At 32.7% G+C, this 5,335-nt stretch carries 6 protein-coding genes; all 6 read right to left on the bottom strand.

Features of this window, described 5'->3' with window-relative positions; translation table 11 throughout:
• Positions 1–212: 212 nt before the first annotated feature.
• Positions 213–1,151: an HNH endonuclease gene (locus tag PO830_RS14660; RefSeq protein ID WP_272854324.1), complete on the bottom strand. Its 939-nt coding sequence runs from the start codon at positions 1,149–1,151 to the stop codon at positions 213–215.
• Positions 1,152–1,293: 142 nt separating this feature from the next.
• Positions 1,294–2,175, bottom strand: a complete 882-nt coding sequence (locus PO830_RS14655) for a hypothetical protein (RefSeq protein ID WP_272854323.1) — start codon at positions 2,173–2,175, stop codon at positions 1,294–1,296.
• Between the two features lie 265 nt (positions 2,176–2,440).
• The gene (locus tag PO830_RS14650; RefSeq protein WP_272854322.1) at positions 2,441–2,908 is read right to left on the bottom strand and encodes a hypothetical protein; all 468 of its coding nucleotides are present in this window, start codon (positions 2,906–2,908) and stop codon (positions 2,441–2,443) included.
• Positions 2,909–3,060: 152 nt separating this feature from the next.
• Positions 3,061–3,543, bottom strand: a complete 483-nt coding sequence (locus PO830_RS14645) for a hypothetical protein (protein ID WP_272854321.1) — start codon at positions 3,541–3,543, stop codon at positions 3,061–3,063.
• Positions 3,533–4,312, bottom strand: a complete 780-nt coding sequence (locus tag PO830_RS14640) for a hypothetical protein (RefSeq protein ID WP_272854320.1) — start codon at positions 4,310–4,312, stop codon at positions 3,533–3,535. Before PO830_RS14640 ends, PO830_RS14645 begins: the two co-directional genes overlap by 11 nt.
• Before the next feature lie 293 nt (positions 4,313–4,605).
• On the bottom strand, positions 4,606–5,163 hold the full coding sequence (locus tag PO830_RS14635) for a hypothetical protein (RefSeq protein WP_272854319.1): 558 nt from the start codon (positions 5,161–5,163) through the stop codon (positions 4,606–4,608).
• Between the last annotated feature and the right edge of the window lie 172 nt (positions 5,164–5,335).

Genomic DNA, 5,335 nt, shown 5'->3' with positions numbered 1-5,335 from the left:
TTTTCTTGCTCCTTGCAACAGATGAAGAGTAAAATTATGGATGTAACGAAGAATTTTGTCAAAATTATTGCCAACGGTCCTGTATAACGCTTCGTTGCGTGGTTTCAAGATACAAATTATTCCGAGTAGGAGAGTGGTTTGTTTTGAAAATGGATTTTCCGGTTAGTATTGCTGCAAGCTATGAGCGTTATACATTGTTGGGCATAGTGCCTCTAAATGAAGTATTCCAAAAAATAATATGGTTTTTTATTAAAATCTTGAAATCCTATTTCCTGAAGGTCGATTTGATATTGTTTATCTATATCACAAGTTCTATAGAACTCGACACTTTCAATGTATGGTCCAGGTAAGAGAGTTCCAATTAATTTGGAATTACCACTTAAAGAAAGTGACATAAAAACCATCAATGCTTCTATTTTTTTATTAATGGTGCAATGATAAATTCCTGGCTCATTAACAGGAATGTTTTCTGTGATAATCATTGTTTTTAATATGTTCTCATTAGTATTATATAATTCAGAGCGTACATATGTGCCGCCAACACTTTGCAAATAAGCATATCCAAATTTTGAAAATGCATAAAGATGAACAGATTTTAAAAGTGCTTTTTCAGCTTTCTTTTGATTTCCAAAATTGAGCTCAGCGTTGATTTTATAATTTAAACCATTATCACTTATATTTTTTATTTGTTCTTTAGCATATTTGCTTTTCTTGGACAGATAAAATCTTAAGCTTCTTTTTTTCTTATTTATAACTAATTGGGACTTAAAATTAATGGTATCATTAACCTTAGTTCGCACTGGAATCCGGACATTACCTTCAGCAGCAAATTGATACTGCATATATAACTTTAGATGTAGGTCAAAATCTGATCCAGAATTTTTATTACATTCTGCACAGGTTAAAGTGAGCGGTTTACCGCCTACACATTCGGGTGGAACGTGCTCAATTGTTAGTTGATTGGGAGAATTGCTCGAAAGATCGGTTTCATAATAGCTGTTTCCACAAACTGGACATGAATATGGAAATTCAACTTTACCAAGCAGTTCGGGAGGGATTATTTCAAAATTATGATCATTACATATCTTAACAAGACTCTTAGAGAACTTGTCGAATAATTTTTGTCTTATTTTTGCTTTTGTTCCTGGCATTATGCCCAACGGTCCTGTATAACGCCTCGTTGCGTGGTTTCAAGATACAAATTATTCCGAGTAGGAGTGTGGTTTGTTTTGAATACGAGTTTTCCGGTCAATAGTTCTGCAAGTAATGAGCGTTATACGTTGTTGTAGGTAGTCATTGATCCGTATACCGTTCCTCTTTTGATTTAGATATTAAATAAAACTGCTTATTTCTAAATTCAAATTTACAAGTCCATTTAAATCCTAATGAATGAGCAGTTTCCCCATCTAATCCTAGTCCTTCTCCGCTTATTATGCTTCCATTAGCTTCCTTTATTCTTCCAAATTTTAAATTATCTACTATAATGTCAGGGTTATTATAAATTTCATAATCTCCATTATTCTGAGAGACAAAAACAACAAGATGCCCTGCCATCTCAACATTGATAAACCAAGTTCCCATCATGCAAGGTTGAATAATTGCATAAATAAAAGCATCTTCAATACCATCATTGTTTATATCGGCATAGACAATCTCGGTCGGAAATTCTTTTAAAATTGTTAAACCACAATCTGTATTTAAGCCATCAGATTTCTCGCATTCTTCATTGGTACAATAATCATCACCGTTATTCATTTGTACAACCCATTTTAAATATGAGGATTCTAAATTTCTTGACCTTCCAGAACCAGTTGATTCTAGGGAATCGTGTTTAATGTGAAAAATAAATGGAACACTAACCTTATAATCTGGACTCTTCCAGAATCCCTTATATACTCCATCGATATATTTTCCATCAAATATTCCCGTTAACTTATTTTTATCTCTATACTCTTCAATTCGTAAATGGTTATTTACAACTGTACCTTTTAGTGAGATTTTTTCATTATTATCAAGGTTGACCAAGTTTCCTTGAACAACATTTTCTGTTCTTGACAAATTTATTTCACAATTAACTTTATTGTCAATATTGCCGAGTAAACTAATGTCATTTTCTTTATTTGATGAATTACATGAAAATAAAAAGATCAATAGAATCGGTATAAGTTTTTCCATTTTTTAAAAATTTCAAGATTAGGTTTATGATTACCTACAACGGTCCGGGCTATCATACGGCGGGAGCTTAGGCGGCTGAATGGCAGAACCAAAACGCGCGAAGCGTTTGTGGGAAGCGGTGTTAACCGCGTGCGATTCAGCAGTACCTTGAGAGCCGCCGAATATGTTCATATTATTCCGATGACCTTTTTGTTTGTTTTAAAGATAGTGTTTTCGGTTAAGATAATGACCCGATGCATGATAGCCGTTGTTGGCAATAGTTATATTACTTATTTTTTAGTCTAGTTAGAATCCTTAATTCCTTTTTTCTTAAATGGTCTAGTTCTTGATTCCTTCTACATAAGCCTGTGATAAAATCAGTATTAGAACCCGTTCTGTCAGTATAAAAATCAGATTTTATTGAATAAACGATGTAATTCTTTCCAATTTGAAAAGGAAATCCACAACTAGCACTATCTCTACTTGTAACTACCTCAATAGTTTTTTTGTCGATATTTCCTTTATAAACTTGAGTTAACTCAAATTTATAAATAACGGGATCAGCCGAAGATGAGTATAGTTCGTTCTCAAGAATGGTTTTTTCCAAGACTTTCCCAATAAATATCAGATCAGATTCGACATACGAGGATTTTATCTTTTTTCTAATTGATTCCTTCTTTTCTATACAGCTACAAGCATAACTAGTAATACTAGAAATAGCTGTAATCAATAAAATCAGTAATATTTTTCTCATAATTATTGCCAACGGTCCTGTATAACGCCTCGTTGCGTGGTTTCAAGATACAAATTATTCCGAGTAGGTTAGGGGTTTGTTTTGAAAACGGGTTTTTCGTTAAGTAATTCTGCAAGCAATGAGTGTTATACGTTGTTGTGCAACGTATTATTTTAAAGTTCTAAAATACCAAACGTTTCGTTGTAGGGAGTGTCAATTGAAATGATTTCAAATTTTGGAGTGATCACTTTTTTCAATAATGCCAGAGTATTTTTAGAACGAATATCAGATGTTACGAAATGTGTAATTGATTTGTCTAAGTCAGCTTGAGCAAAGAGTTTGGAATCATTCGGAATTATTGCACGTGGACTTAGTTTTTCTTCACTAATTTTATTTTCTGCAAAGATTATGTTAGCGAATTGTCCGGTTTTCTGTGCCTCTTTTAAATTGAAAGGTAATATCTGAATGTTCTTTAATGGTAAGTCTTCCAAATTTCCAAGCACGCAGTACTCTGCAATAGAAATAGTTGAAAATTTTAAAACAATGTCATTTTCTAAGAAATACCTAAAATATCCAACTGCATTTTTATGAAGTGGGTCTTCATCGTTAAGAAGCCTAATAAAGAAACTTGTATCTAATAAGACACTATGCTTCATAACCTCCTCTTAAATTTAGCAGCCATTCGTTAGGATTAACATTTTTCCAGCTATCCTTGGCTTTTTTAATAAGAGAATTTAAATAATCATTGTCAAACTTGGGTTGATAATCGATAAGCTCAATTAATTGAAGTGATTTAGTATCAATCTCTCCAGTTTCTATATTCTGTTTACCCTTGGCCCGAACACCATATTTTTTATAAAGTAAGTTCTCTTCTCTTTCTTTAAGAAATTTTTCTCCAGTCTCAATTGATAAATATCCAAAATCATTCGTGTCCAAATGTATATTGGCTTTACTTTTACCACCAGCATCTTTCAAGATACCATAAAAATAGAATTCTGCATCCACCCAAATATTTTCTGTTCTAATAAATTTAGTATTGGGGTTTATAGTTAGTTCATAACTATCATTCAGAGATGTTTTTATTTGAAACTCATAATTTTTTTGACGAGATAAGGTTTGGATATTCTCAATGGCTCTAGCCGTCTTTAGTTCAAGAAAATCAATTGATTCATTAGCTTGAACTTGAGATAATACTGCGCTAAATCCAATTACAGTTTGGATTGTAGTCTTGAATAAATGTTTAACAGAACCCTCCTGGATATCGTAGGTAACAATTGGTCTATCCTTTTTATTGATAGGAAATAACAAATCCTCTACATTCTGCAATATTGATGCAATATGCTTGATATCATAGTTGTCTGGGCTTAAATCTTGATTTCCAGACTTGCCTATAACACGTATTTCTATTTCTCCAATTTTTTCCACATTTCAAAGATACGATTAATTCATATTCGTTGTTAATTATTGTTTTCGGTCAATATGTTGCACAACGGTCCGGGCTATCATACGGCGGGAGGCTTAGGCGGCTGAATCGGCAGAACCAAAACGCGGAGCGTTTGTAGGAAGCGGTGTTAACCGCGTGCGGTTCAGCAGCGCTTTGAGAGCCGCCGAATATGTTCATAATATTCCGATGACCTTTTTAGTTTGTTTTAAAGATAGTGTTTTCGGTTTAGATAATGACCCGATGCATGATAGCCGTTGTTGTGTGCAGTTAATGATTAATTATTTATAATTCGTTTTGCTTTTGAATCAATTTTGGTGTCTTTATAAATTTTATTGTATGGATCAATATTTGTTATTTGATTTTTTGGACCAGCTAAATCGCTCTCTATCAACTTGAAAACTTTATATTTTGTAATAAAATTTTCTTCTCTTCCATATTCAGTAATAATCAGTTCTAGATTACCATCAAAGTCGATGTCAAAAAAGAAGAAAGGCATTTCTTGTTGCCCCAAGGTGTTATCAGGTAGTAACTTGAATTTTGTGTAATCAATTTCAATTTTATCAGGCTGAACACTTGTAAGAATGTCGTATTTATCTTTCTCAACATTTATCAACTTAGAATCGATAGAGAAATAGTCAGTTATAATTTCGAATGACTTATTATTTGTGGGGTGATGGAACTGTAAAACTGCTGGACCAATAATTATATTTCTCATCTCTCGAAATGGACTCCAAATGATATTGACTGTGTATCCGTTAATTTCTTTATCAAAAGTTATATTTACTCTCTTGTTTTGTTTTTGGGGATGCTCTATTTTTTCCACATTTTTCAAAGAATTCACTTTTTCTTTACATGCAAAAAACAGAAAAAATATGAATAAAAGTCTAAAAATCATTTAATAGGAAGTTTTACTAATTTAATTGCACACAACGGTCCTGTATAACGCCTCGTTGCGTGATTTCAAGATACAAATTATTCCGAGTTGGAGTGTGGTTTGTTTTGGA

The sequence above is a fragment of the Altibacter sp. HG106 genome, from assembly GCF_028561755.1.
GTDB lineage: Bacteria > Bacteroidota > Bacteroidia > Flavobacteriales > Flavobacteriaceae > DFVG01.
The sequence above is the reverse complement of the archived record's forward strand: the minus strand, read 5'-3'. Positions and strand labels throughout refer to the sequence as shown.

Bases quoted from the DNA above. Each gene is read 5' to 3' on its own strand.
- PO830_RS14645 (WP_272854321.1), bottom strand. From the start codon at position 3,543: ATGAAGCATAGTGTCTTATTAGATACAAGTTTCTTTATTAGGCTTCTT.
- PO830_RS14660 (WP_272854324.1), bottom strand. From the start codon at position 1,151: ATGCCAGGAACAAAAGCAAAAATAAGACAAAAATTATTCGACAAGTTC.
- PO830_RS14655 (WP_272854323.1), bottom strand. From the start codon at position 2,175: ATGGAAAAACTTATACCGATTCTATTGATCTTTTTATTTTCATGTAAT.
- PO830_RS14650 (WP_272854322.1), bottom strand. From the start codon at position 2,908: ATGAGAAAAATATTACTGATTTTATTGATTACAGCTATTTCTAGTATT.